The following is a 25677-nucleotide window of genomic DNA, read 5'->3' on the forward strand; positions in this document are numbered from 1 at the left end:
GTACACCCGAGGGGCTGGACCGCATCCTACCGGTCGGTAAACTGCCTGCCATGAGTGCTGAAACCGCCACGCCCCCGACGAAGCTGTCGGGCGCCCTCGTGGAGTCCGTCAAGGGATTCGTCGCCGACCACGGCGGCTCCGCCACGGCCGTGCTCCAGCCGATCGGGCGCACCGGCGTCCGGCTCACCCTGGTCGGCGCCGATGGCGTCTTGGGCGACCGCGTCGTCCCCGACCTGGAGACCGCCAAGGATCTGGTCGCCACCATCGACGGGCTCTCCGAGACCGACGAGTGGGATCGCGAGCTCACCTCGGTCGTCACCCCCCGCAAGGGCCATTGGGCCAAGATGGCGGGCTGGGTCGCCAAGCAGACCCGTTTCCCCAAGGCGCGCAACGAGAAGTGATCGGTGCGTAGCCCGATGACGCGGCTGTCCAGCCGCATCGGCGCGGTGCTGGTCGCCGGGTGCACCGCCCTTGTCGCAGTGGCGATTCCGGCGGCGGCGCAGAACACGCCGAATGCCTTGCGCGCCTGCACGCCGGGTGACTACCCGCCGTACTCGGTCGCCGACGGCGGCTACCGCGGCGTGGACGTGGACCTCGCCCGCGGATTCGCCACCACGCTCGGCCGTCCGATCGAGTTCGTCCCCGTGACGTGGGCCACCCTGAAAACGGATTTCGCCGAGCGAAACTGCGATATCGCCGTCGGAGGCATCTCCGACCAGCCTTCCCGCCGCGCTTTCGCCGACTTCTCGATCACTTACGGCACCGACGGCAAAGCCCCGATCACCCGCCGCTCGACCGGCGCGGCTTACTCGACCATCGAGGAGATCAACCGTCCCGGCGTCCGGGTCATCGCGAACCGCGGCGGAACCAACGAGGAATTCGCGAGCAAGAACTTCCCCGACGCGCAGCTCACCTTGTGGCCGGACAACCTGACGATCTTCGGCGAGATCGAACAGGGCCGCGCCGACGTATTCGTCACCGACGCCGTCGAGGGCCGCTACCGCGTCCGCCAGCACCCGGATCTCCAGGTACTGCACCCCGAAGCGCCGTTCGACTCGTTCGGCAAGGTGCTGCTGGTGCGTAAGAACGACGCGGTCCTGGCCACCGCGCTCAATGCCTACTTGGCGACCCAGCTCGCGACCGGTGAAGTGGACCGGTTGTTCGACCAGTGGATCGGGCCGAACGCGTCCGCCAGTTGACCTCCCGCTGAGGTGGGGTTTGTGCCCCACAGCATTTCGAATCGATCAGCGGCCGGTCTTTCGTCACGCGGTTGATTCGCGGCGCTATCGCTGAACCAGCTGTGGGAGCGGATGCGGCGCTCAATCGGATGCCGGGCCGTGTACGGCTGTCCGACGCGGATGCGCCAGAAACGCCTGCCAGGCCGTGTCCCACGGGAATCGGGGGATCAGTGACTCCCCGGTGCCCGGTTCGTGCGGCTCGCCGTCGCCCGTCAGCACGGTGACGCCCCACTCGGACAACTTGCGCATCCCATCCTGGATCGCGGGAAAGCTCATCTGAGCTCGATTGGAGAACGGCACCGCCACAATCGGCAGCCCTTTGCCCAGCCCTTCCACCAGCAGCCCGAGCGGCAGCGTATCGGAGATCCCAGCGGCCCACTTCGCGACCGAGTTGCCGGTGACCGGTGCGGCGATGATGCCGTCCGGCGGCGGCAGGACATCCGGCGTCCCGGGCTCTTTGTACTCGCTGCGCACAGGGTGACCGGTCTGCGCCGCGAGCCCGTCGACGTCGATGAACCGGGTCCCGGACGGCGAGGCGATCACACAGACCTCCCAACCGTCCGCCTGTGCCAGCGCGACCAGCTTGCCGACGTCACGGGCGGCGGGGGAGCCGGTCACGAGGGCGTACAGCACGGGATTTCCGTTGGCGTCCATGCGATTATCGTGTCACGCCAGGTATCCACTGCATGGGGCACCTGCGCTGCCACGTCTGCAGGCCAAAACGGGCGATTACTGCTTGCGTACGACCAATTCCAGCGCGATATTGTCCGGATCGCGGAATTCCAGGATGTACATGGGACCGAGGTCTTTCACGCCCGCATGAGCGACGCCGAGTTCGTCGAGCAAGGCAGCCGCCGCATCGAGATCTGCTCGTGTGGCAAGGGAGAACGCGAGGTGGTCGAGCCCTACTCGATCCTCGTCGAACTCGTCGCTGGCGACCGGGCGAAGCCCGAGCAGTGCATCACCCATCTGATAGATCACGCCGCCGAAGAGGAACCCGAATCGCTCACGTGTGGCTTCGTCCGCGTCCGCGGGACACTCCCAAGCGATCGGCCACCCGAAGACGGCGTCATAGAAGGCCCGCGATCTGTCGATGTCGGTCACTGTCAAGCGAGCATGGTCGAACGAACTGGTGGTGATCGGCATGGTCTAGATACTGTCATGACTGCCGGTTCTGCCCAGCCGCGAAATCCCCGAGAGTCGGCTACAGGTGGTCGGCGGCCGCGCCTGGCCGATCCACAGCTGGGAGAGAGCGCGACAAGATTCGTGTACGACGAATCTGATCGACATGGGTCCGTCGATAACAGTGGACGTCGACGATCAGTGGTCGCGCACCACCGAGGCATCCCGCGCGCTACCGATACGGGGTCCAGATCGCTGCGTTGTCACCGTCTCGGAAGCTCGTGAATCGCCTCTGCCATTGGTCCGCCAGCGACGGATTTGTTTTGAGCACCGGCAACACACTGGTGACAAGTTGGAGTTCCCGGAGTTGACGCAGCACGGTGAAGTATGGCCACTGAGTGATATCGATGCCGTACTCGTCGACTATCTGCTGGTGGTAGTCGGTCGCGTACCGGAACCGAAGCTGTCCCACTGCAACTGGTGCGAGGTCCCACTCGCGCGGTCCAACAGCAGCCGAATCGAAGTCACAAATGACGGCTCCGTTGGATCCGGTTATCAGGTTGCCGACGAACCCGTCCCCGTGTATGGGGCCGGGCGGAAGCTGGTAGGCGATCCGAGCGAGTAGGTCTTCGGTTTCGTCGCATTTGTCCTCGAGAAATTGCCTGTCGCCAGCGGTGAGTGCGTCCTGTTCGTTGATGCGCTGGCGGACGGCGTCGAGGGGCCGCCATTGCGGTAGGTCGAACGACGGGTCAGGCAATGAATGGTATTGCCGCAGAATTCTGCCGAGGTCGTGCCCGTTCGGAGGCGTCGCTGCCCCGGGCGAGGCGACGAGATGCCAGAAGGTGATCTCATTCTGACCGACTCGAAGAGGCTGCGGAAGTTCCTCGACCAGACGAACCGAGGACATGTTCTGCTCGGCCAGCCACCGTGCCACAGCGATAATCTTGGGCACCCGTTTCCGGACGGCCGATGAACCAGGTATGCGAACGATAACCAGCGCCGAGTCGAGTGCCCACACGGCATTGTTCGTGAACTTGATCAGTCGTGCGCGAGAGGCATCCAGCCCGACTTCAGCACATGCATCGCGCAGAATGCGAGCGGCCCAATCGGTCTCGGTGTTCGGATTGCTGGCTGCGGTGGTCTCTGTCATGTGAGAGCCCGCAGCGAGTCGATGGAGTGTACGAGGTGCTTCAGCTCTGAGTGGTGCTGTTGGTTGCTGGCAACCTCATGCAGCGGCGCCAAACGGTCAACGGTCCGGACCGATCGTACGGTCGAGGTACTTGATACGGCGTCGTACGCAGCACGCACGCCCCGTTCGGTGCTGCCGTTGCGCAAGTGAGCGGTGGCGAAGGCGATCAGTTCGAATATCCGGCTGCGTGTCATGTCGGGGCCCCGCATGCTGATCGCCCTGCCGATGAGGCGTACCGCGTCGTCGAGTTCTGCGCGGGTCGCGCTGCGCAGCGCCGTAAGCGCGACGCCGCGGGAGGCGTCGAGGTCGGCTTGGCCAAAGAATCGGACCCAGGCTCGGGCGGTTTCGGGTTCGGACCGAGCAAATTCGTCCTGGGCTCGGCCCAGCGAACGGAGCATCTGTTCTCGGTCATCGAGGTGGGCGTATGCGACACCCTCGTTGGCGCACAGCATCGCGACGGTCAGGGTGCAGCCGGAATCCTGAGCGGTGATCTGGCCGAGCTGGAAGAAACGAAGCGCCTCCAAGGGCATCACGCGGTGCAGGTGCAACCGGCCCATGCGGTAGAGCACGTTCGCCGCCAGAGAGTGATCATCGGCATCCCGGGCGAGCTCCAATGCTCGGGTGAAATGACGGCGGGAGATGCTGTACATGCCGACATCGAACGACGTCCACCCCGCGAGGTTGTGCAGATCGGCGAGTGCCGCCACCAGCTGCCGACGGGTTGCGGCCGCGCAATCGGCATCGAGAAGTTGCTGAGCCCAACGCACTTGTGCCGCCACGGCGTCACGGCATGCGCCGCCACCATGCCGGTAGTCGACAGCACGCATCGCAGCGGTTATCGCCTGCAGGTGCTGGACATCCGACGGACCGATGCGGCTGGGCGCCGGAGCCGTTTCCCGATCCAACGGCTGCCACCATCGGGCAACCTCGCTGACGGTGGTGCCCATCGTCACGTTCGCCGCGTGGCACAGTAGATCGCGGACCTCATCGCGTTCTGCAGCGTTGATCGAACAGTTGGCGGCAGCAAGGTCCAGAGCGGTCTCGGTAGTTTCGTCGTACGCGAGACCCATGTAACCCCGTGGAATGCCGAGACCGTCGGCAATACGCACCAGCACGTCATAGGCCATGATGCGTCGACTCTTATAGAGGACTTCGTAGACCTCGGATGCGCTTTGGCCGGTGAGCCGAGCGATCCCCCGCTGAGAAATACCGACGCGTTGTAGTAGCTCGTACACCCTTTTCAAGTCGCGGGACGCCAGCGCTTGCCGCATCTCTCTGTGCTCCCACACAGCCGAACCGATCTGTCCTGACTGGTCTCGATCCACGTTCACCGTGACTCCATCTGTCGGTGCACCAGCCGAACCCCGATGGCATTCAGGTTAGCCGTCGACGGAACCACGCGGCAGGACAATGCGAAATCGACTAGCCCGACTAGTCACTCAATTTGCTAGCCAAGCTGACTGCCAGTACGGCTTACTGCATTTCCAGCGCGTCTTGATGCTTGGTAGCGAACCCGGCAACTCAACAGGGGGAGACGCCTGATGAAAATAGTTCCGAAAAACTCCGACGTGGAACAACTGCCACTGGACGACTGCACGTGGGAGCCCTATCACCTGGATTGGCAAACGGCGCGCCAGCTGTGGGCAATCCACAGAGATTGTGCGCCTGTTTGTCTTCCACAGCTCGCCGCGGGTGCAGTCCTGTCCCACAGGCTGGAGGAGGACTGACTCATGGGGCTGAACGACATCTACTCCCCATCGGAAACTCCCCGGTTCGGCTCGAGTATTGAGCGCGGCACAGAAGAGCACGCGGTGAGCTACATATCCGATCCACTGGCCGATACCCCCGTCAGCCGGTGCCGCTTCTACCGGCAGTGCGGGCTCCCGGCGGCTGTGCAACCGGAAGACGGGCGGATCGTCGTGCGCGCGGGGAGGATCGGTGCGATCACCCTGCCCGCGCGCCTCGGTCAGGAGGTGAGGACGCTGACGCAGGCCCGGCGATCCGCGCTCGGGCCGATCGTTTCGCACCCGAGGTCACGGCGCTGGACCTATTTGGTGCGGCCGGATCTGCCCGACGAAGTCCGCTTGTTCGCCGAACTGTTCCGGCTGGATGTATCGGTGGCCCGAGGCGGTGCGCAGATCGCGCTGCCGTCACCCGCCGACCGATCGGCGTCGTTTCGTCTGTGGATCGAGCCGCCCCGGGACACCTTCCGGCCGTCCGGTTCGGTTGTGGTCGCCGCAGTTCGTGTCTGTGTGCGGCGCGGGAGATGACGGTGCGGCGAGAGTCCCCGCGCCCGGACGAGGACGACGTTCACCTGTCGATTCAATTCCATGACCTACGTATGGATTTCGCGGCCTGCGCGAGCGCGGCGGAGTTGTTCGTGCGGGAGTGGCGCGCCCGCCACTGTCACCATGCGGTCACCGTGGTGCCCGGCGACCCGACGGGACTGCCCCGGCTGCCCAACGAGCGCTTGTACCTGCAACCGTGAGCACCCGCCTTTCTGAAAAGGTTCCAGGCGCGCAACCCGGAGCTTGAATTCGGCAGCGCTGCGCAGATTTCCGGTCAGGACGGTTTGAACGAAGCCGTGCTCAGCGAGGGAATCAATTGCTTCGGCCGCGCCCGGGTACGGGGGCTGATCTCGCGCGAGTTCCTGCTCGCCGTCTGCCATCACTTGCGCCAACTGCTCGGGGAAACGTTCGATGCCGCGCTCTGCCAACTCCGGGGAGATACCAGAAGTGATTGCCGTGTCGACGACTATGGACTCGTCGGTGTAGCCGTGCACACGCGCCGCTGGGAAGGTGACATCGGCTTCTTGAATGGCATATGTGCGAGCGACAGCCCTTCGGAGCCAACGCAGGTCGGCAGGAATCAACGTGCCGTCGACGTCCCAGACGATGAGTCCCGCGTACTCCGCACTCATGCCGAGCATTCTGGCAGATCGATCAACGGCACGTTGCTCAGACGCTGTAGCTGGCAAGTGACCGATAACTCAGGCACTACCCGGCGAGCTGATTGCTGTGAACCGCCGCAACCTAGCCAGCAATTGCTCCGCCAACCGTGAACGCTCGCCGATCAGTCGCTGGAGCGATTCCGCATCTGTCCCACGCCCCAGTGCACCAACCACGCTGCGACGGCCACGTAGAGGAAGCCCGCGGCGACCACCATGATCCCGTAATCGACTGCCCATTTGGGGACTTCGACGACAGCGATGAGTGCGGCGACGATCATCACGAAGCCGAGTACCAGTGCGAGAGGCGCGAGGGGAGCGAGCTCGGTGTCGCGGTTGTCGGACGATGGCTTGTCGGGCATGAGGTCGAGGCTCCTACGTGCGGTTCTACCGTTCACGGCAGATGACGACCGGGTTCGGGGCGTGGTGCAGGAGGTTCTGGCTGGTCGATCCGACCAGGAGTCCGGTGAGGCGGTTGTGCCCGCGGCTGCCGGTCAGCACCAGTTGCGTGCTCTCGGCGTATTCGAGCAGCGCCTGCGCGGGTGTGTTCTTCTGGACCACTTTGGTGACGGTGACGTCCGGGTACTTCTGGCTCCATCCGGCCATGCGCTCGGACAGCAGTTCCTCCTCTTGCTGGGCCAGAGTCTCCCAGGCGTCGGGCACCGGGGTCCACTGCAGCAGGTCTGGGTCGTTCCAGGCGTGCAACGCGATGACCTCCACATCGAGGGCCGCCGCCAGCTCGAACGCCTCGCCGACCGCGACGGTGCTGCCAGGGCTGCCGTCGACGCCGACCAGCACGGGTCGCCCGTCCGGCAGCGGCTGGTCGGTGCTGCCACGCCATACCGCGACGGGGCAGGCCGCCTTGTTCGCGACCGTCAGGGTGGTGGATCCGAGGAGCAATGTGGTGAGCCGGTCACTGAAGTTCGCCGCGACGACGATCATGCGTGCGACGGCGCTGTGCTCGATCAGCTTGCGTGCGGGCATACCGTCTTCGAGGACCTGGCGGACTTCCACCCGAGGGTGATCGGCGCGCACGGCCTCGAAGGCCTCGTCGAGCTTGTTCTTCGCCGCGGCCCGGAGTTCGGGCACCATGTTGATCCCGGACGACGAGGTCAGCGGGTAGTCGAGGGTGGGAGCGACACCGAGCAGCACAAGCGGGGAGCGCAGGCGATCCGCCATGGCACCAGCCCAGCGGGCGGCCGCCAGCGCGGTGGCGGTGCCGTCTATTCCGACGACGATCGACTGACGGTCGGCGAGTGTGCTCATCGGTTCTCCCGTCGATAGCTGCGACGTGGCTCTCTTCACATTCGCAGCCGACCGTCCGCGCGCAACGGGGTCAGCGGGCCTTGATGCTAGGGACCAAAGACCTCATCTCGGGACCGGATGACCGGCGTCCGCCGGGGCCCAGATCTCGCCTGGAGCCGCAGCGGACGGGCTCGCGGTTCCGGGCCGCAGCACGGTCAACGGGCGAACCGGTCGATGGCCCGCAGGACGGCGGTGCGCATCGAGGGGCTGCCGGTGTGCCCGGAATCCTCGATGACCTGTAGTTCGGCGTCGGGCCACGCTCGTGCCAGCTGCCACGCCGTGTACAGCGGACCGCTGAGGTCGAGCCTGCCGTGGATCAGCACGCCGGGGATGCCCGCAAGCCGGTGCGCGTCCCGCAGCAATTGCCCGTCGTCCAGCCAGGCGGCGTTGGCGAAATAGTGCGTGCAGATCCGCACGAAAGCCAGTTGCGCCGCGTCCGGCTTGGCGCTGTATTGCCCTGGGCTGCCGAGGTTTTCGTGGGCGATGACGGCATCCTCCCAGGCGCACCAGCGCCCCGCCGCCAGCTCCCGCGCCGCCGCGTCGGGGCTTTCCATCAGCTTGCGATACGCCTCGACGAGGTTGCCGTCGCGCTCGGGGAGGGGAACACCGGCGCGGAAGGTCTCCCACTGCTCGGGCAGCAGCCGCGCGACGCCGCGATAGAGCCAGTCGATCTCTTCCGGCCTGGTCATCGTGATCCCGACGAGGACGATCTCGCTGACCCGATCCGGGTGGCGCTGGGCGTAGGCGAGGATCAGCGTCGATCCCCAGGAACCGCCGTACAGCAGCCATCGATCGATGCCGAGGTGCTCGCGCAATCGTTCCATGTCGGCGATCAGGTGGTCGGTGGTGTTGTGTGCCATGTCGACCGTGGGGTCGGAGGCATGCGGCAGACTCTCCCCACACCCGCGCTGATCGAACAGCACGATCCGGTAGACCTGCGGGTCGAACGATTTCCGCGCGCCCCGCCATCCTCCGCCGCCAGGGCCGCCGTGCACGACCAGTGCCGGTTTGCCCGTCGGATTGCCGCTGGTCTCCCAGTAGATGCGCTGGCCGCCCCCGACGTCGAGCAGCCCGTGGGCGTACGGGTCGAGGTCGGGAAAGGGCTGGGGTGCTTCGGATTTCGGGTCAGGCGTGGACACGGATGACCACGGTACTCGCGGACGTGGCTCAGACGGCCTGCGTCGCGGGGGCCGGTGCGCCGACCCGCTCCCTGGTGCGCAGCGAGGCCCAGAGCGCCGCGGTACCGGCAGTGCAGGCCGCAGCCCCGCCCACATGCACGACGACCAGCGCCTCGGGCACATCGGTGAAGTACTGCACGACGCCGACCAGCGCCTGCGAGCAGACCAATCCGAGCAGCACCAACAGCCGAGTGCGGACCGCGGGCGTGATGCCCACGGCGAACAAGCCGAACGCCAGGCCGACCAACAGCGCCAGATACCCGACCAGCAGCTGCGAGTGCAGGTGCACCAGCGTGACGATCTCGACCTCCAGCCGCTCGACAGGCCGCTCGATGCTCTTGTCACCGGCGTGCGGACCCGCCGCGGTCACCAGCGTGCCCGCGATCAAGACAGCGCCGAGCGCGACGCCGCTGAGCGCGGTGAGCCAGCGCAGCGGCGCGGGGGCCTGCACGGTGCCGACGCCGTCGTCGGGTTCGCCGATCTTCGCGTACAGCACCACCGCGAGCCAGACCATCACCATGGACGCGAGCAGGTGCGTCGCGACGGTCCACCACAGCAGTCCGGTGCGCACCGTGATACCGCCGATGATCGCCTGCACGACCGTGCCGCCGGGCATCAGCCACGCGTACACCAGCACTTCGCGGCGCCGCCGCGCCCTGGTCACCGCGAGCACGACGAGCCCGGCGCACAGCGAGACGACGAAGGTGAGCAGCCGATTGGAGAACTCGACGGCCTGGTGGATCGCCGGAACCTCCGACACCGCGACCGGTGTGAAGCTGCCGGGGAAGCACTGCGGCCAGGTCGGGCAACCGAGACCCGACGCGGTGACCCGCACAACAGCGCCGGTAACCGAGATACCCGCCTGGGTGAGGATCACCGCGAGAGCGATCAGGCGCTGCACCCGCAGCGAGGGCAGCGGCAGCTTGTCGACGAGTCGCAGGAACGCGCGATACAGCACGTCGAAAATGGTAGCCCGGCCCGATCCGGCCACCGCACCCGGTCTACTACATTCGGTCGTTGGTCGGTTCAGTGGAAGCGGAACAGCCGGGTCGCGAGGACACCGCACACCGCGCCCCACGCCGCGAGCACGGACAAGCCGAACCAGTCGAGACTGTTGCGCATCGCGTCCTCCAAAGCGACCGCCAGCGCGCCCGAGGGCACCAGCCGGGCCAGCACGCTCACCGCGGTCGGCAGGTCGTCGCGGGCGAACACGATGCTGGAAATGCCGAGCATGACGAACCACAGGATGTTCGCCAGCGCGAGCACCACCTCGGCCTTGAGGGTGCCGCCGAGCAGCAGGCCCATCGCCGCGAAGGTGGCGGTGCCGAGCGCGATCACCGCGGCGCCCAGCAGCAGCCCGACGGGTTCGGGGCGCCAACCCAGCGCGACGCCGATCAGGCCGAGCAGGACCGCTTGCAGCACCACGACGATGAGCACCGCCGCGCTCTTGCCCGCAATGACGCCCCAGCGCGGCAACGCCGTCGCGCCGAGCCGCTTGAGCGCCCCGTAGCGACGGTCGAAGCCGACCGCGATGGCCTGTCCGGTGAACGCGGTCGACATCACGGCCACCATCATCACCGCGGGCACGATGGTGTCCACCCGGTGCGCGCCCAGGTCGCCGAACGGCAGCAGGCTCAGACCGACCAGCAGCGTGATCGGGATGAACATGGTGAGCAGCAGCTGTTCGCCGTTGCGCAGCAACAGGATCAGCTCGAGCCGGGTCTGCGCCAGCATCATCGCGGCGCGCGAACTCGGGCGCGGGGAAGGGGTGAAGGTGCCGGGCGCGAAGCGGTTGGCGGTCGAATCCTGCGTGCTCATCCGCGCAAATCCCGTCCGGTCAGTTCCAGGAAGACGTCTTCGAGACGGCGCTGATCGATCCGGATGTCGGTGGCCAGCACGTCCATTCGCGCACACCACGCGGTGACGGTCGCGAGCACCTGCGGAGTGATCTCGCCCTCCACCAGATACGTGCCCGGCGCGGTTTCCCTGGGCGCGAAGCCTTCCGGCAGCGCCCCCTTCAGCAGGTCCAAGTTCAGTTTGGCCGGCGCGCAGAACCGCAGCTGCCCGGCCGCGCCATGCGCCGTGACCTCGGCCGGAGTGCCGGAGGCGACGATGCGGCCGTGATCGATGATCACCAGCTGGTCGGCGAGCTGCTCGGCCTCGTCCATCATGTGTGTGGTCAGCACCACGGTCACGCCATCCCGGCGCAGAGCGTCGATCAGCTCCCAGACCATCAGCCTGGCCTGGGCGTCCAGACCCGCGGTCGGCTCGTCCAGGAAGACGATCTCCGGCTTGCCCACCAGGGCGCAGGCCAGCGCGAGGCGCTGCTGCTGCCCGCCGGAGAGGCGGCGGTAGGGCGTACGCCGGTTGTCCTGGAGACCGAGCGTGCGCAGCAGCCAGTCGGGGTCGAGCGGATCGGCGGAGTAGGCGGCCACCAAGTCGAGCATTTCGCCCGCCCGTGCACCGGGATACGCGCCGCCGCCTTGAAGCATGACGCCGATACGGGGACGAAGCCGTTCGGAATCGGCGACCGGGTCCAGGCCGAGCACTCGCACCACACCCGCGTCCGGCGCGGCGAACCCCTCGCACATCTCCACCGTTGTGGTCTTGCCCGCCCCGTTCGGACCGAGCAGCGCGAGCACCTGCGCCGGTTCTACGTCGAACGTCAAGCCGTCCACCGCCGTCGTCTCGCCGAAACGCTTGACGACACCGTCGACACTGACGGCGGGTCCGGAACTTACCGTCACGACTCCGCCTCGCCGGCGCTCGGCTGGGTCGCGCCCGCTGGTGCTGTGTTGACGGTTCCCACGCTGCGCACGGTCACGACTCCGCCTCGCCGGCGCTCGGCTGCGTCGCGCCAGTTGGTGCTGTGTTGATGGTTCCCTCGCTGCGCTCGGTCACGATCTCACACCGTAAGCAGTGGGCACCTGTGACGGAGCCGACACCCCCGCCTGCCCACGCCAGGGCAGCGCGTTGCGCGTGATCACGATGAACAGCACCCCGACGATCAGGGTGGCGATGGCGGCGCCCACGATCTGGAACACCTCGAGGTTGGCGCCGCGCGGCATCAGGATCACGCTCACGACCGCCGAGAACGCCACCGCCGGAACGCGGAACACCGGCCGGGTGGCCCACGCGGCCATCGGCACGATCGCCCACAGCAAATACCACGGCTGCACCACCGGGAACAGCAGCACGATGGCGCCCAGCGCCACGCCGAGCGCGCCGACCGCGTGCAGCCGCCCCGTGCCGGTGGCCACCAGCATCCGCACCGTGAAGAAGCCCGCTACCACCGCCGCGATCGGCCGGGTGATGCTCAGCAGCGCGGTGGTGTGGTCGCCGAGTCCGAGCAGGACGCCGCCGAATCCGGTGATGATGCCGAGCACGGTCGGCAGCGACATCCAGCTGCGTACCACGCTGGCCGTGTTGAGGGTGTAGATCCAGCCGAAGCCGAGCCCACTGACCGAACTGATGAAAAGCGTTGTGCCGAGGGCGATCGCGCCCAGCATGGCGGCCGCGATGGCGACGGTGCGCAGCGTGGCGCCCCAGCGCCGGGCCAGCGCCATCCCGACGAAACCGAGCGCGATGATCGAGGTGAACTTGATCGTCGAGGAGAGCGTGATGATCACCGCGCCGCTGGTCAGCCAGGCGTAGGCGCGGCCGTCGAACGGGTGGGTGTCCTCGATCGCGCGCAGGCAGAGCTCGAGTCCGGCCAGCATCAGCCCGAGCATGAGCGCGTCATTGTGCACGCCGCCGACCAGGTGGAACAGCACCAGCGGATTGGCCGCGCCGAGCCACAGCGCGCTCACCGGCGCGACGCCGCAGCGCACCGACAGCCGCGGCAGCGCCCAGACGATCAGCGCGACTCCACCCAGCGCCAGCAGCCGGTGCACCCAGACGCCCGCGATGATGTTGTCGCCGGTGAGTTCGGCGATTCCGCGACCGATCCAGAGGAACAGCGGCCCGTAAGGCGCGGGAGTATCACGCCAGATTGTCGGAACGTTGTTGGTGAGGACGTTGTCGATCCCCAAACCAGCGACCGGCCCCTCCTCATAGGGATCGATGCCGCGCGCGGCGATCTCGCTCTGCGCCAGGTAGGAGTACACGTCGTTGCTGAAAAGCGGCGGCGCCACGCTGAGCGGGATGATCCACAGCAACAGCGTGCGGTCCAGCTGCGAGCGGGTCAGCCGGTGGATGGGGGAGCCGCCGATGCCGCCCACCGCGAACCGCCCCAGCAGCAGCCAGGCCAGCACCACCACGACGGTGCCGGTCATGCACATGGCCAGCGAGCCGGTGTGCGCGCGGGCGAAGATGCCGAGCACGCGGACGCCGGAGGTCGGGTTCTGGTGCACCGGCTGCGCGCCGATGCCGAGCGCGCTGATCGCCATCAGCACCGTGCCCGTCGCGCCCATCAGGCGGATCCGGTCCAGCTGCGCCAGCTCTTTGCGATCGAGACCGGGGACTTCCGATTCGTCCCGATGCAGCACCGCGATGGTGTGATCGGGCGTGGGCACATCGAGTCCGAGTGCCCGGCGCCCGAACGCCAGTGTCCTGCGCCGCGCGCCCTCCAGTACCGCCACGAGACGAAGCCTAGTTCGCGTGGCGGTCGCGCACGGCGAACGGGCACCGCTCGTTCCGATCGGACCTCTCCCGTTCGCGGGGGACAATCGACGCATGGTTTCGGAGTCCAGGCGGCGTATCGAGGTCGCCGCGTGCGGGCTGCTGGCGCGGCACGGGTATCACGGGTTCGGGCTGAAGGCGCTGAGCGAAGCGGCCGAACTGCCGTACGGCTCGATCTACCACCACTTCCCCGGCGGCAAGGAGGAGATCGCGGTCGCCGCGATCACCGGGACGGGGGTGTTGACCGGCCGGATGATCCGGCAGGCTCCGAGTGACGTGTTCGCCACCATGGCGACGCTGTTCGAATTCATGGTCGCCAAGCTGGCGGACTCGGACTGGACCGACGGGTGCCCGATCGGCACGCCCGCGCTGGACGGCGGCAGCGACGTCGACGCGGTGCGCTCGGCCTGCGTATCCGCCTTCGACACCATGGAGCACGCTTTCGCCGGGCTGCTCACCGAGCTGGGCCTGCGCGAGGAAGATGCCGCGGCGTTGGCCACGACCGTGGTCGCCGCCTACGAGGGCGCCACGATTCTGGCCCGGATCAGGCAATCCGACGCGCCGTTGCGGACCGTGGCGGATTCCATGGAGCGGCTGATCCGGTGGACGTTTGCCGCGAGCAGCGCCGGGTCCGCGCCGGGCGATGCGTCCGGGGCGCATCCGTCGGCCGCCGGAAGCACTTCGGAAATGCCGTTCGAGCAGGGCGATTCGGCGTAAAGCCTTGATTAGAAAGAACGTTCTAGCGACACTAGAACGATGAAGCGTCTGATGCTCACCGGTCCTGGCGAACTGCGTTGGGAAGAACACCCGGAACCCGAACTGAGCGGCCCTGGCCAGGCATTGGTGCGGCCGGTCGCGCTGGCCACCTGCGACATCGATCCTGCTGTCCTGCGCGGAGCGTTCCCGCTGGCCGGGCCGTACCCGTTCGGGCACGAGGGCGTCGCCGAGGTGGTCGCGGTCGGGCCGGAGGTCCGCAGCGTCGCCGTGGGCGATCGTGCCGTCGTGCCCTTCCAGATCTCCTGCGGCAGTTGCCGGTCGTGCACGCGGGGCCGGACCGGGAACTGCGGCAGCCATCCACCGCTGTCCACTTTCGGGCTGGGCGCCATGGGCGGGCTGGACTGGGGCGGGTTGTGGGCCGACCTGGCCCTGGTGCCCCACGCCGACGCCATGCTCGTGCCGCTGCCGTCCGGCGTCGATCCGGTCGCCGTGGCCAGCGCCAGCGACAACATCCCCGATGCCTATCGCTCCGTCGGACCCCAACTCGCCGCCGATCCGGGCGCTGAAGTCCTCGTGATCGGCGGCCCCGCCGCCCCCTCCATCGGACTGTATGCCGCCGGGCTCGCGGTCGCGCTCGGCTCCGCTCGCGTCGTCTATCTCGATGACTCCGCGGAGCGGTTGGCGATCGCGAACTCGCTCGGCGCGGAGGCGATCGAGGGGCCGCGAGATGCTCGTGTCGGCCGGTTCCCGGTCATCGTGGAGGCGGCGGGCGGAGCTATGGCGCTGCGCGCGGCGATCGACGCGACCGCCTACGACGGCTGGTGCACCAGCGTCAGCGTCCAATTGCAGGACGTCGCCCTGCCGATCCTCGGCATGTACACCCGCTGCTGCACCTTCCACACCGGCCGCGCGCACGTCCGTCCGGTCATTCCGGCGGTCCTCGATCTGGTATCCGCGGGCCGCTTCGATCCGGCGCTCGTCACGACCGCCACGGTCGCGTGGGACGAAGCCGTGGACGCGCTTTTGGAGACGCCGATGAAGCTGGTCGCCGTGCGGTGAACGCCGCTTGTGACCAATCGCACTCCATTCGCGCATCACCGCGCCGGATACCGGTCCGGTCGCGCTCGCCCTCGGCGATGACCGGTCGGCGTTCGCCGACGGATTTCGTTCAGCACTACCTATCCGCAGGTCAGCGGGCGGAAAGCGGGCGCAGGTGGCGGGTCGGCAGCCCTCCTGTACGGACGCTCGGCGCAGCAGAATTCGCGCAGGTCAGTCGGGTGGCGAACTCAGGGGACCCTTATTAGATTTCGGGAACGAATTCCGCCACACTGATGTTGTGAAAACCGTGGGTTTGCGGACAGACGACACAGGAACCGGTCGCCGGGCCGGTGCCGGGTCGGTCGCTGCTCCCGCGACGGTCGGCGGCGAGGGACATACCCGTGCGGCCATCGTCCAGTTGCTGCTGGAGGAAGGGCCGATCACCGCGACCGCCATCGGGAACCGGCTGGGCCTGGCCCCGGCGGGGGTGCGCAGGCACCTGGAAGCCCTGATCGAGTCCGGTCAGGCACGAGCCAGCCGGTCGGCGCCGTGGCAGCAGAAGGGCCGCGGCCGCCCGGCCAAGCAATACCAGCTCACCGCGGCGGGCCGAGGCAAATTGGGCCACGCCTACGACGATCTGGCTGGAGCGGCCATGCGGCAGCTCGGCAAGATCGGCGGCGAACAGGCCATCACCGAGTTCGCCCGCCAGCGGGCACGCACTATCGTGGCCGGGATCGAACCGGTCGAGGAGCACACCCCGGAGCAGACCGAGGCCAAGGCCGAGGAGATCGCCGAAGCGTTCACCGACGCCGGTTTCGCCGCCACCACCCGCAAGGTGGGTGCGGGCGTGCAGATCTGCCAGCACCACTGCCCGGTCTCGCACGTCGCCGAGGAGTTCCCGCAGCTGTGCGCGGCTGAACTCGAGGCGTTCCGCGAGTTGCTCGGCACGCACGTGCAGCGGCTGGCGACGATCGCCAACGGCGACTGCGCGTGCACCACGCACGTGCCGCTGGTGGTGCCACCGGTAGCCCACACCACAACGTCAGCACAAACCGCTGCACAGCCCGCAGCGGTACGAACGAACGACTCCGGAAGGAGTGCCGAATGACGACGACCACCGACCAGGTGCAACCGCTCACTCAGGAAGAGGCCATCGCCTCGCTGGGCAAATACGGTTACGGCTGGGCCGATTCGGATGTGGCCGGCGCCAGCGCGCAACGAGGTCTGTCCGAGGCGGTTGTCCGCGACATCTCGGCGAAGAAGAACGAGCCGCAGTGGATGCTCGACCAGCGGCTCAAGGCGCTGCGCATCTTCGATCGCAAGCCGATGCCGGTTTGGGGCTCCAATCTCGAGGGCATCGACTTCGACAACATCAAGTACTTCGTGCGCTCGACCGAGAAGCAGGCCGCGTCCTGGGACGAGCTGCCCGAGGACATCAAGAACACCTACGACAAGCTGGGCATCCCGGAGGCGGAGAAGCAGCGGCTGGTCGCCGGTGTCGCCGCGCAATACGAGTCCGAGGTCGTCTACCACCAGATCCGCGAGGACCTGGAGGCCCAGGGCGTGATCTTCCTGGACACCGACACCGGTCTCAAGGAGCACCCGGAGATCTTCCAGCAGTACTTCGGCTCGGTGATCCCCGCAGGCGACAACAAGTTCTCGGCGCTGAACACCTCGGTGTGGTCGGGTGGCTCGTTCATCTACGTGCCCCCTGGCGTGCACGTCGACATCCCGCTGCAGGCCTACTTCCGGATCAATACCGAGAACATGGGCCAGTTCGAGCGCACGCTGATCATCGTCGACGAGGGCGCCTACGTGCACTACGTCGAGGGCTGCACGGCGCCGATCTACAAGTCGGACTCGCTGCACTCCGCGGTGGTGGAGATCATCGTGAAGAAGGGCGGGCGCTGCCGCTACACCACCATCCAGAACTGGTCGAACAACGTCTACAACCTGGTCACCAAGCGGGCCAAGGCGGAGGCGGGCGCGACCATGGAGTGGATCGACGGCAACATCGGCTCCAAGGTCACCATGAAGTACCCCGCGGTCTGGATGACCGGCGAGTACGCCAAGGGCGAGGTGCTCTCGGTGGCCTTCGCCGGTGAAGGCCAGCACCAGGACACCGGCGCGAAGATGCTGCACCTGGCCCCGCACACCTCCTCGACCATCGTGTCGAAGTCGGTGGCGCGCGGCGGCGGCCGGGCTTCTTACCGCGGCCTGGTGCAGGTGAACAAGGGCGCGCACGGTTCGAAGTCCACGGTGAAGTGCGACGCGCTACTGGTCGACACGATCAGCCGCTCCGACACCTACCCCTACGTCGACATCCGCGAGGACGACGTGACCATGGGTCACGAGGCGACTGTCTCCAAGGTCTCCGAGGACCAGCTGTTCTACCTGATGAGCCGCGGCCTCACCGAGGACGAGGCGATGGCCATGGTGGTGCGCGGCTTCGTCGAGCCGATCGCCAAGGAACTGCCCATGGAGTACGCGCTCGAACTCAACCGCCTGATCGAACTGCAGATGGAAGGAGCCGTCGGCTGATGGCCGTGGAGAACGTTGCCGAAGCCGCTGAGGCTCGTACCCCCGCGATCAACAAGGGCGAGGTCTTCACCTCGTTCGACGTGAACGCCTTCGAGGTGCCCTCCGCCAAGGACGAGGCGTGGCGGTTCACGCCGCTGCGCCGCCTGCGCGGACTGCAGGACGGCACCGCGGCCGGCGACGGCCGCGCGACCGTCGAGGTCGCAGCCGTCGACGGCGTCACGGTGGAGACGGTCGATCGCGCCGACGCCCGGCTGGGCGAGGGCGGCGTCCCGTCGGATCGTGTTGCCGCGCAAGCCTACTCGGGCTTCGAGCAGGCGACGGTCGTGTCGGTCGGCAAAGAGATCGAGGTCGCCGAGCCGGTGACCGTCACGATCACCGGCCCCGGCGAGGGCAAGACCGCCTACGGGCACCTGCAGATCCGCCTGGACCGCTTCGCGAAGGCCACCGTGGTCATCGATCAGCGCGGCAGCGGAACCTACGCCGAGAACGTGGAATTCGTGCTCGGCGACTCCGCCAAACTGACCGTCGTCGCGGTGCAGGACTGGGCCGACGACGCCGTCCACGTCACCGCGCACCACGCCGAACTCGGCCGCGACGCCACCCTGCGGCACACCTCGGTCACCCTCGGCGGCGACTTGGTGCGCCTGACCGGCAACGTCCGCTACGCGGGCCCCGGCGGCGACGCCGAACTGCTCGGTCTCTACTTCGCCGACGCCGGCCAGCACTTCGAACAGCGCCTGCTCGTCGACCACGCGGTGCCGAACTGCAAGTCGAACGTGCTGTACAAGGGTGCGCTGCAAGGCGATCCGCAGTCGCCCAAGGGCGATGCCCGCACCGTGTGGGTGGGCGACGTGCTCATCCGCGCCGCGGCCGAGGGCACCGACACCTTCGAGGTGAACCGCAACCTGGTGCTCACCGACGGCGCGCGCGCCGATTCGGTGCCGAACCTGGAGATCGAGACCGGCGAGATCGTCGGCGCCGGCCACGCGTCCGCCACCGGCCGGTTCGACGACGAGCAGCTGTTCTACCTACGCGCCCGCGGCATCCCGGAGGACGCCGCCCGCCGTCTGGTGGTGCGTGGGTTCTTCCACGAGATCATCCAGAAGATCGCGGTACCCGAGGTCCGGGAGCGGCTGGAGTCGGCCATCGAGGCCGAACTCGCCGCTATCGGCGCATGACGAACCAGACCTTCTACAACTAAGGAATTCGAATTCGATGACCACCCTGGAAATCAAGGACCTGCACGTCGAGGTCGCCAACCCCGACGAGACCGGCGAGCCCATCAAGATCCTCAAGGGCGTGAACCTCACCGTGAAATCCGGTGAGACGCACGCGATCATGGGCCCGAACGGCTCCGGCAAGTCGACGCTGTCCTACGCGATCGCCGGTCACCCGAAGTACACGGTGACCTCCGGCTCGATCACCCTCGACGGCGAGGACGTGCTGGAGATGTCGGTCGACGAGCGCGCGCGTGCGGGCCTGTTCCTGGCCATGCAGTACCCGGTCGAGGTTCCCGGTGTCTCGATGTCGAACTTCCTGCGCACCGCCGCCACCGCCGTCCGCGGTGAGGCGCCCAAGCTGCGGCACTGGGTCAAGGAGGTGAAGGAGTCGATGAGCGAGCTGGAGATCGACGCCGCCTTCGCCGACCGCAGCGTGAACGAGGGCTTCTCCGGTGGTGAGAAGAAGCGCCACGAGATCCTGCAGCTCGGTCTGCTCAAGCCGAAGATCGCGATCCTGGACGAGACCGACTCCGGCCTCGACGTGGACGCGCTGCGCATCGTCTCCGAGGGCGTCAACCAGTACAAGGAACGTGAGCACGGCGGCATCCTGCTGATCACGCACTACACCCGCATCCTGCGCTACATCCAGCCGCAGTTCGTGCACGTCTTCGTCGGCGGCCGCATCGTCGCCGAGGGCGGTCCCGAACTCGCCGAGGAACTCGACGCCAACGGCTACGTTCGCTTCACTCAGACCGCTACTGCTGGAGCCTGATATGACCGCTACGGTCCGCACCCTCGACGTCGCCCGCATCCGGGCCGACTTCCCGATCCTGAGCCGCACGGTCCGGGACGGGAAACCGTTGGTGTACCTGGACTCCGGCGCGACCGCGCAGCGGCCGATCGGGGTGCTGGAGGCCGAACGCGACTTCCTGATCACCAGCAACTCGGCGGTGCACCGCGGTGCGCATCAGCTTGCCGAGGAGGCGACCGACGCCTACGAGGGCGCGCGGGCCGATATCGCGCGGTTCGTCGGCGTCGACGCGGGCGAGATCGTGTTCACCAAGAACGCCACCGAGTCACTGAACCTGGTGACGAACGCGTTCGGCGACAACCGGTTCCCGTATCACGTCGGGCCGGGCGACGAGATCGTCATCACCGAGCTGGAGCACCACGCGAATCTGGTGCCCTGGCAGGAGCTGGCCCGCCGCACCGGCGCGACGCTGAAGTGGTACGGCGTCACCGACGACGGCCGCATCGACCTCGACTCGCTGGAACTGTCGCCTGCCACGAAGGTGGTCGCGTTCACCCACCAGTCCAACGTCACCGGCGCTGTCGCCCCGGTCGCCGAATTGGTGCGCCGCGCAAGGAACGTAGGCGCGCTGGTGGTGCTGGACGCCTGCCAGTCGGTGCCGCACATGCCGGTGGACTTCCACGAGCTCGGCGTCGATTTCGCCGCGTTCTCCGGCCACAAGATGCTCGGCCCTTCCGGCGTCGGCGTGCTCTACGGCCGCCGCGCGCTGCTGGAGGAGACGCCGCCGTTCATCACCGGCGGGTCCATGATCGAGACGGTGTTCATGGACCACAGCACCTACGCTCCGCCGCCGCAGCGGTTCGAGGCGGGTGTGCCGATGACCTCGCAGGTGGTCGGATTGGGCGCGGCGGTGCGGTATCTGGAAGAGATCGGCATGGAAGCCGTTGCGGCCCATGAGCACACGCTGGTCGGCGCGGCGCTGGAAGGGCTGGCCGGGATCGACGGTGTGCGCATCGTTGGCCCGACCGAGAACATCGATCGCGGTGGCGCGGTGGCGTTCCTGGTCGAGGGCATCCACGCGCACGATGTCGGGCAGATCCTGGACGACGAGGGCGTCGCGATCCGAGTCGGCCACCACTGTGCGTGGCCGCTGCACCGGCGCTTCGGCATCGCCGCCACGGCCCGCGCCTCGTTCGCGGTCTACAACACTCTCGCCGAGGTGGACGCGCTGGTCGCCGCGGTGCGGAAGGCCCAGAGCTTTTTCGGGGTTGCATAACACATGCGCATGGAGCAGATGTACCAGGAAGTGATCCTGGACCACTACAAGCACCCGCACCACCGCGGGCTGCGCGAGCCGTACGGCGCCGAGGTGCACCACGTCAACCCGACCTGCGGCGACGAGGTGACCCTGCGCGTTCAGCTGGACGACAACGGCGACGTCGCCGACGTCTCCTACGACGGGCAGGGCTGCTCGATCAGCCAGGCCGCCACCTCGATCCTCACCGACCAGGTCATCGGGCTCCCGGTGCAGCAGGCGCTGAAGGTGGTCGACTCCTACAGCGAGATGATCTCCAGCCGCGGCACCATCGAGGGCGACGAGGACATGATCGGCGACGGCATCGCGCTGGCAGGCGTGTCGAAGTATCCGGCGCGGGTCAAATGCGCACTACTGGGCTGGATGGCGTTCAAGGACGCCGTGGTCCGGATAACCTCCGCGGAAGAGACCAAGCGCGCAATGGGCAGCGCCCTGCCGAAGAATGGGGAACGTCATGACTGAGACGACACCGGCGACCGAATCGGCCGAACTCTCGGCCGAGCAGGTCGAGCTCTCGGCCGAGGAGATCAAGCACCTCGAGGACATCGAGGAGGCGATGCGCGACGTCGTCGACCCGGAACTCGGCATCAACGTCGTCGACCTCGGCCTGGTCTACGGACTGCGCGTCGAACAGGACAACGTCGCCGTCCTCGACATGACGCTGACCTCCGCGGCCTGCCCGCTCACCGACGTGATCGAGGATCAGTCGCGCAACGCGCTGGTGCGCAGCGGACTGGTGGAGGACCTGAAGATCAACTGGGTCTGGGTGCCGCCGTGGGGCCCGGACAAGATCACCGAGGACGGACGCGAGCAGCTGCGCGCGCTCGGCTTCACGGTTTAGGCGTACCGCCACCTTCGCTCCGGCCATGCGCGGGCTATGGACGGACTGCGTCCGGCAGCGCCGCCTGTGCGTAGCTCCTGCCTTCGCTCCGGCTGACCTCCGCCTTCGCGCAGCGCTATTCGGCATCGGGTCCGGATCGCAATGATCTGGGTCCGTGTCGTTGCGCTGCGGCAGGCTTCCGGGGTCGTCATGCGGCGGCATCGGCGTGCCGTCCCGCCATTGGACGGATTCGAGGACAGCGGGAATGATTGCGGTGGTTCCGATTCCGGGGCGCATCCGAGAGAAAGACTGTTCGATGAGATTGATGGGTAAGGTCGGCTTTGCCGTCGCGGCAAGCAGCCTTGCGGTGGGGTCGGTGTTCGGCGCGGGATCGGCGAACGCGGCGGGCTTGTACGCGGCGATCGCGATGAGCGGTGGCTCTTGGACGTACGGGGTGAGCATCGATGAGGCGGGCGTCGACGAGGCAAGGGCCGCGGCGCTCGCCAACTGCGGTGCCGCCGACTGCGAGGTGATGACCACCTGGGCGAACGGCTGCGGTGCGCTGGCCGAGAGCAACGATGGTGTGGCCGCGGCGTCGGGTCCGAACCGGGCCGAGGCCGAGCGCGCCGCTTACCAGCGGCTCGCGCAGATCACCCCGACGGCGCAGCTCGCCAACGTCGGCTCCGCCAGCCTGAGCGGCGCGAAGATCGTCGAGGTCGTCTGCACGAGCAACGCCCGCTGATCCGACGGTGAGATTGGGCCGATCTCCCCAAGGGGTCCGGGCCCGTTCGCGTCAATCGACCTGGGCTCGCTTTCTCGTGTGAGCCGGGGAGCCACCGCGCGCTCGGCCGCACGGTGAGGCGATCGAAAATCGCGCGGTAGCTGGCCAATTCGGCGGGGGAGGCTGCGATCGGCGGCGAGTACCGTTTCCTGATCGGTAGCCCCCTACAACCGAATGGACGACGTGTGGTCCCTACCGCACAGCGTGGGAAGTCCTGGCGTTGGACACGGCAAGTGAGCGGGACGATGATCTGAGCCCTGAATCTGTCGCCAGAAGGGGAGGATCGTATGTCGGTGCCGCACAAGGCTGCCCTGGGTCTGGCGGTGGTGTCCGCCGCTACCTGCGCCATCGTTGGCAGTCCTGCGGGTCAGGCCCGCGCCGCCGGGGTTTACCACGGCGCGATTGCGCTTTCGAGCACCGGCGCGATCGGGTCGGCGGTCAACTTCTCGACCGCCGACGCAGCCGAGACCGCCGCCCGATCCCAGTGCGGTGTAACCGACTGCCGGACGGTGGTGCAGTTCTGGAACGCCTGCGGGTCGGTGGTCCGCGGCGCCGATGGTCGCCACGGTTGGGCGTGGGCGATCACCCGGGCCGATGCCGAACGCCGGGCCATCGAGTTCCTCGGTCCCAGCGCACCGCCCTTCCCCGATCTCGGCAGCGCCGTGCCGCGCCCCGCCACCGTGCGCCTCACGGTGTGCACAATGACCGCCTGATAGCTCAGACCTTGCGGCCAGCCGTGCGCCGCTTCGACCACGCCGGGACGGCGCGCTCGGATCGCGGCGCGGCACAGGTAGCTCGCCTGACTGTTCGCCAGGCAGTCGCTCAGGTCGATCTTTGCCGCCGTCGGAGCCACAGACTAGCGTTACGGCAGCGTTTCCTAATGGTTGCTGCAAAGTTGCTAATGACGATGGGGGTGGGTGTGAGAATGAGTCCGGTCACGCGAGTTCGTCCCAGTCGCAATCCACTACTTTCCTCGAAGGGAGCTCGGTAATGGCAGCACAGGACATGGCCACCGAAGGCAGGACGTCAGAGGGCCGGCGTGAGGAGATGGCGGACATCCGGGGGGAGGTGGAGTTGCTGCGGATGCGGTTGGACGAGGCGCGGCAGGAGGCGCAGAGCGCCCGGCAGTCCGCGATGCAGGCCAGCGGGTTGGCGCGGCAGGCGCAGGCGCAGGCTCGTCAGGTGCAGCATCAAGCGCAGATCGCCCAGCAGGACGCCAGCCAGGCCAACCAGCAAGCCCAGCAGGCCAAGCAGCAGGCCATTCTGGCGGGGAATCAAGCACAGCAGGCCCAAAGCGAGGCCGACCGGGCCCAGAACCATGCCCAGCAGGCCCAAGGGGAGGCCAATCAGTCCCAGCAGCGCGCGGTCTCCGCGCAGGATCAGGCCGATCAGGCCACCCAGCTGGCGCAGCAGGCCGAGGACCAGGCCAGCCGGGCTCAGGATCGGTCCAACCAGTGGGAGATGCAGCTGCATCAGATCCGCCAGCAGGCCCGGCAGTTGCAGGGTCGCTGACCGCGGCCGGATAGCGAGTGAATACGGCGCCGACGGACCGGCGCGCCGGAAACCCGGTGCGTCCGGTTCGCCGGTCCCGGAGAGGTGGGTGGCGATGAGTGATCAAACCCCGCCTCCCCCGGCGGAGGAGCCGGAGGTCGATGTCGAGGTGGTGGTGCCCGAGGCGCTGAGCGCCGGGGCATATGCGAATGGATTCACCTGCTGGTACAACCGAACTGATTTCACCGTGGACTTCCTGGTCTATCTCCCCGCCGAACCCGGTTCGGTCAAGGGCGACGGGCCGGTGATGCGGCAGCCCGTGCAGGTCGTATCCCGGGTGAAGTTCCCGCCCGCGTTGATCTTCCGGTTGATGCAGACGCTCAACGACGCGATGAGCAACTACGAGCGCCAGTTCGGTCACATCACCCACCTCGGCGACTAACCGTCGAGCCGATTACGCGTCAGGAGAAACCCACGATGGTCACCTGGTCCGGCCCGGTCATCCTGGTTGCCTGTGCGCTCGACCGCTCGGTCATGCCGGACCCGGCAGTGCGGTATCGGCCCCAACTGATCACCGGGCGCCGCTACCAGCCCGTCACCGTCGCTCCGCGACCGGCGCCCGCATCCCAGTCCATCGTGTCCGGGAGGGCCGCGGGCAGCGTCGGGTGAGCCGGGACGGGCGATCGACGCAGCCCCCGGCTCGCACGCTCCCGGCCAGGCGCGGGCATCCGGCGAAACCCGTGCGGTCCGGGGGCGGAAGTGGACATGATGCCGGAGTGGACGAGATGACGTATCTGCGGTCGAGACAGGCACTGCACGCGGTGGCGGAGTTGCTCATAGCGGGGCCGCAATACCGGGAGTTCGGCACTATCCGGATGCGTGCGGTGCACGGGGGATTCGGGGGTGTGCGGTGGCCGATCTCGGTCGTCGGCGCCGAGTTGGTGTGGCCGGAGGGGCGGACCCGGCTGGAGGGGACCTACCGCGAGGTGGCGCGTGTGGCCGGCTTCGAACCGGGAGCGCCGGAGGGTTCCTATTCGGACACCACCGGTGTCGATCTCGACGCCGCGATCGAGCTGGACCCGTCGGCGGCGGGGCTGATCGAGGAGTGGTTCGCGGTGGGGGACAGAGCGTTGCGCTGCCTGGCACCCGATCTGACGCCGGTGCTGTGGCCGGAGCATTTCGATCTGGCGAGCACGCTGGACGAGGTGAACTACGGCGTGTCGCCGGGCGACGACGCGCATCCGGGACCGTACGCCTACGTCGGACCGTGGACCCCGCGCAGCGGCGAATTCTGGAACGCGCCGTTCGGCGCGCTGCGTCCACGCGACAAGGTGAACACCGTGGCGGCGCTGCTGCAATTCTTCGAGGAAGGCCGGGAACGCGCGGCCAAGGGCTGACCCGGCC

At 67.6% G+C, this 25677-nt stretch carries 30 protein-coding genes; 18 read left to right on the plus strand and 12 right to left on the minus strand.

All coding sequences use genetic code 11. The features are described 5' to 3' along the window. Window positions 1–50: 50 nt before the first annotated feature. Window positions 51–401 (plus strand): hypothetical protein, encoded by a 351-nt coding sequence (locus tag NA4_RS07155; protein ID WP_067465861.1) that lies wholly within the window; start codon window positions 51–53, stop codon window positions 399–401. 3 nt (window positions 402–404) lie between these two features. After that, a complete protein-coding gene (locus tag NA4_RS07160) occupies window positions 405–1199 on the plus strand; it encodes a transporter substrate-binding domain-containing protein (RefSeq protein ID WP_157128863.1) in 795 nt (264 codons plus the stop codon). Between the two features lie 120 nt (window positions 1200–1319). Here NA4_RS07160 and NA4_RS07165 read toward each other — a convergent pair whose 3' ends face one another. From NA4_RS07165 to NA4_RS07180, 4 genes are all read right to left on the minus strand, one after another. Further along, window positions 1320–1892, minus strand: coding sequence for a flavoprotein (locus NA4_RS07165; RefSeq protein WP_067465867.1), 573 nt, complete (start codon window positions 1890–1892; stop codon window positions 1320–1322). A gap of 75 nt (window positions 1893–1967) precedes the next feature. Further along, window positions 1968–2384: a VOC family protein gene (locus NA4_RS07170; RefSeq protein WP_067465870.1), complete on the minus strand. Its 417-nt coding sequence runs from the start codon at window positions 2382–2384 to the stop codon at window positions 1968–1970. 208 nt (window positions 2385–2592) lie between these two features. Continuing rightward, window positions 2593–3510 carry a phosphotransferase enzyme family protein gene (locus NA4_RS07175; protein ID WP_067465873.1) on the minus strand — a complete coding sequence of 306 codons (918 nt, stop codon included), beginning with the start codon at window positions 3508–3510 and terminating at the stop codon, window positions 2593–2595. Beyond that, entirely contained in the window at window positions 3507–4880 is a 1374-nt protein-coding gene (locus NA4_RS07180; RefSeq protein WP_157128864.1) for a helix-turn-helix domain-containing protein, read from the minus strand. The genes NA4_RS07175 and NA4_RS07180 overlap by 4 nt, the downstream gene beginning before the upstream one ends. A gap of 399 nt (window positions 4881–5279) precedes the next feature. Between NA4_RS07180 and NA4_RS07185 the strand changes: the two genes are divergently transcribed. Next, complete coding sequence (locus NA4_RS07185) at window positions 5280–5819, plus strand: DNA-directed RNA polymerase subunit beta (protein ID WP_245671156.1); 540 nt, start codon at window positions 5280–5282, stop codon at window positions 5817–5819. Between the two features lie 65 nt (window positions 5820–5884). Here the strand turns inward: NA4_RS07185 and NA4_RS07190 are convergent, their stop codons facing one another. From NA4_RS07190 to mptB, 8 genes are all read right to left on the minus strand, one after another. Beyond that, a complete protein-coding gene (locus NA4_RS07190) occupies window positions 5885–6469 on the minus strand; it encodes an HAD family hydrolase (RefSeq protein ID WP_084496877.1) in 585 nt (194 codons plus the stop codon). A 152-nt stretch (window positions 6470–6621) separates the two neighbouring features. After that, the gene (locus tag NA4_RS07195; protein WP_067465882.1) at window positions 6622–6858 is read right to left on the minus strand and encodes a hypothetical protein; all 237 of its coding nucleotides are present in this window, start codon (window positions 6856–6858) and stop codon (window positions 6622–6624) included. Window positions 6859–6883: 25 nt separating this feature from the next. Next, window positions 6884–7762, minus strand: a complete 879-nt coding sequence (locus NA4_RS07200) for a universal stress protein (RefSeq protein ID WP_067465885.1) — start codon at window positions 7760–7762, stop codon at window positions 6884–6886. Between the two features lie 194 nt (window positions 7763–7956). Continuing rightward, window positions 7957–8940 (minus strand): prolyl aminopeptidase, encoded by a 984-nt coding sequence (gene pip / locus NA4_RS07205; protein WP_067465888.1) that lies wholly within the window; start codon window positions 8938–8940, stop codon window positions 7957–7959. 28 nt (window positions 8941–8968) lie between these two features. Continuing rightward, on the minus strand, window positions 8969–9937 hold the full coding sequence (locus tag NA4_RS07210; RefSeq protein WP_067466012.1) for a COX15/CtaA family protein: 969 nt from the start codon (window positions 9935–9937) through the stop codon (window positions 8969–8971). A gap of 68 nt (window positions 9938–10005) precedes the next feature. Beyond that, window positions 10006–10797 carry an ABC transporter permease gene (locus tag NA4_RS07215; protein WP_067465892.1) on the minus strand — a complete coding sequence of 264 codons (792 nt, stop codon included), beginning with the start codon at window positions 10795–10797 and terminating at the stop codon, window positions 10006–10008. Next, entirely contained in the window at window positions 10794–11726 is a 933-nt protein-coding gene (locus NA4_RS07220; RefSeq protein ID WP_067465895.1) for an ABC transporter ATP-binding protein, read from the minus strand. Before NA4_RS07220 ends, NA4_RS07215 begins: the two co-directional genes overlap by 4 nt. A gap of 150 nt (window positions 11727–11876) precedes the next feature. Next, window positions 11877–13559, minus strand: a complete 1683-nt coding sequence (gene mptB / locus NA4_RS07225; protein ID WP_067465897.1) for a polyprenol phosphomannose-dependent alpha 1,6 mannosyltransferase MptB — start codon at window positions 13557–13559, stop codon at window positions 11877–11879. Between the two features lie 94 nt (window positions 13560–13653). Between mptB and NA4_RS07230 the strand changes: the two genes are divergently transcribed. The 15 genes from NA4_RS07230 to NA4_RS07300 all read left to right on the plus strand — a co-directional run bounded on the left by NA4_RS07230 (window position 13654) and on the right by NA4_RS07300 (window position 25670). Continuing rightward, entirely contained in the window at window positions 13654–14316 is a 663-nt protein-coding gene (locus tag NA4_RS07230) for a TetR/AcrR family transcriptional regulator (protein ID WP_067466015.1), read from the plus strand. Between the two features lie 39 nt (window positions 14317–14355). Next, window positions 14356–15375: a zinc-dependent alcohol dehydrogenase gene (locus NA4_RS07235; RefSeq protein WP_067465900.1), complete on the plus strand. Its 1020-nt coding sequence runs from the start codon at window positions 14356–14358 to the stop codon at window positions 15373–15375. Between the two features lie 286 nt (window positions 15376–15661). Next, complete coding sequence (locus tag NA4_RS07240; protein ID WP_373862765.1) at window positions 15662–16462, plus strand: helix-turn-helix transcriptional regulator; 801 nt, start codon at window positions 15662–15664, stop codon at window positions 16460–16462. Beyond that, entirely contained in the window at window positions 16459–17895 is a 1437-nt protein-coding gene (sufB, locus tag NA4_RS07245; RefSeq protein ID WP_067465906.1) for a Fe-S cluster assembly protein SufB, read from the plus strand. Before NA4_RS07240 ends, sufB begins: the two co-directional genes overlap by 4 nt. Then, the gene (gene sufD, locus NA4_RS07250) at window positions 17895–19073 is read left to right on the plus strand and encodes a Fe-S cluster assembly protein SufD (protein ID WP_067465910.1); all 1179 of its coding nucleotides are present in this window, start codon (window positions 17895–17897) and stop codon (window positions 19071–19073) included. Before sufB ends, sufD begins: the two co-directional genes overlap by 1 nt. 37 nt (window positions 19074–19110) lie before the next feature. Continuing rightward, complete coding sequence (sufC, locus tag NA4_RS07255) at window positions 19111–19887, plus strand: Fe-S cluster assembly ATPase SufC (protein WP_067465913.1); 777 nt, start codon at window positions 19111–19113, stop codon at window positions 19885–19887. A gap of 1 nt (window position 19888) precedes the next feature. After that, window positions 19889–21142 carry a cysteine desulfurase gene (locus NA4_RS07260; protein ID WP_067465916.1) on the plus strand — a complete coding sequence of 418 codons (1254 nt, stop codon included), beginning with the start codon at window positions 19889–19891 and terminating at the stop codon, window positions 21140–21142. A gap of 3 nt (window positions 21143–21145) precedes the next feature. After that, window positions 21146–21643 (plus strand): Fe-S cluster assembly sulfur transfer protein SufU, encoded by a 498-nt coding sequence (gene sufU / locus NA4_RS07265; RefSeq protein ID WP_067465919.1) that lies wholly within the window; start codon window positions 21146–21148, stop codon window positions 21641–21643. Beyond that, the gene (locus NA4_RS07270; RefSeq protein ID WP_067465922.1) at window positions 21636–22022 is read left to right on the plus strand and encodes a metal-sulfur cluster assembly factor; all 387 of its coding nucleotides are present in this window, start codon (window positions 21636–21638) and stop codon (window positions 22020–22022) included. The genes sufU and NA4_RS07270 overlap by 8 nt, the downstream gene beginning before the upstream one ends. A 304-nt stretch (window positions 22023–22326) precedes the next feature. Continuing rightward, a complete protein-coding gene (locus NA4_RS07275) occupies window positions 22327–22743 on the plus strand; it encodes a DUF4189 domain-containing protein (protein WP_245671157.1) in 417 nt (138 codons plus the stop codon). Between the two features lie 326 nt (window positions 22744–23069). Then, the gene (locus NA4_RS07280; protein WP_067465925.1) at window positions 23070–23495 is read left to right on the plus strand and encodes a DUF4189 domain-containing protein; all 426 of its coding nucleotides are present in this window, start codon (window positions 23070–23072) and stop codon (window positions 23493–23495) included. Between the two features lie 277 nt (window positions 23496–23772). Then, window positions 23773–24294, plus strand: coding sequence for a hypothetical protein (locus tag NA4_RS41285; RefSeq protein WP_067465928.1), 522 nt, complete (start codon window positions 23773–23775; stop codon window positions 24292–24294). A 94-nt stretch (window positions 24295–24388) separates the two neighbouring features. Then, window positions 24389–24715: a DUF3467 domain-containing protein gene (locus NA4_RS41290; RefSeq protein ID WP_067465931.1), complete on the plus strand. Its 327-nt coding sequence runs from the start codon at window positions 24389–24391 to the stop codon at window positions 24713–24715. A 35-nt stretch (window positions 24716–24750) separates the two neighbouring features. Next, on the plus strand, window positions 24751–24942 hold the full coding sequence (locus NA4_RS07295; protein ID WP_067465934.1) for a hypothetical protein: 192 nt from the start codon (window positions 24751–24753) through the stop codon (window positions 24940–24942). Window positions 24943–25058: 116 nt separating this feature from the next. After that, the gene (locus NA4_RS07300) at window positions 25059–25670 is read left to right on the plus strand and encodes a hypothetical protein (RefSeq protein WP_067466021.1); all 612 of its coding nucleotides are present in this window, start codon (window positions 25059–25061) and stop codon (window positions 25668–25670) included. Window positions 25671–25677 lie beyond the last annotated feature (7 nt).

This window comes from Nocardia amamiensis NBRC 102102, assembly GCF_001612745.1.
Taxonomy (GTDB): Bacteria; Actinomycetota; Actinomycetes; order Mycobacteriales; family Mycobacteriaceae; genus Nocardia; species Nocardia amamiensis.